Source organism: Azospirillum formosense (assembly GCF_013340925.1).
Lineage (GTDB): Bacteria > Pseudomonadota > Alphaproteobacteria > Azospirillales > Azospirillaceae > Azospirillum > Azospirillum formosense.
The window spans coordinates 1-578 of the sequence record NZ_WHOR01000559.1; the positions used below are offsets into that span (position 1 = coordinate 1).

The 578-nt window shown below is 67.0% G+C and carries 1 protein-coding gene; it reads left to right on the forward strand.

Annotated elements, in window-relative coordinates:
* A partial coding sequence (locus GBZ26_RS31085; protein WP_174441849.1) for an electron transfer flavoprotein-ubiquinone oxidoreductase occupies nucleotides 1–578 on the forward strand: 578 nt, incomplete at both ends.

Consider the following 578-nt stretch of genomic DNA (forward strand, 5'->3'; position numbering starts at 1 on the left):
CTACGGCGCGCGTGCGCTCAACGAAGGCGGCTTCAAGTCGATCCCCAAGTTGACCTTCCCCGGCGGTCTGATCGTCGGCGACGCGGCGGGCTTCCTCAACGTGCCCAAGATCAAGGGCAACCACACCGCGATGAAGTCGGGCATGCTGGCGGCCGAGGCGGTGCACGAGCTGCTGTCGGCCGAAGCGCCGGCGCGCGAGGCGGTGGCCTATCCGGAGAAGCTGAGGGCGTCCTGGGTGTGGTCGGAGCTGTTTGCTGTGCGCAACATCCGCCCCGGCTTTCAGAAGGGTCTGTGGGCGGGGCTAGCCAACGCGGCCTACGAGACGGCGACCAAGGGCAAGTCGCCCTGGACCCTGCACCACCGGCATGGCGACCACGAGACGCTGAAGAAGGCGTCGGAGATGCCGAAGATCGCCTATCCCAAGCCGGATGGCGTGGTGTCGTTCGACCGTCTGTCCTCGGTGTACCTGTCGAACACCAACCACGAGGAGGACCAGCCGGCGCACCTGACGCTGAAGGACGCGTCGGTGCCGATCGCGGTCAATCTGGCGCTCTACGACGCGCCGGAGACGCGCTACT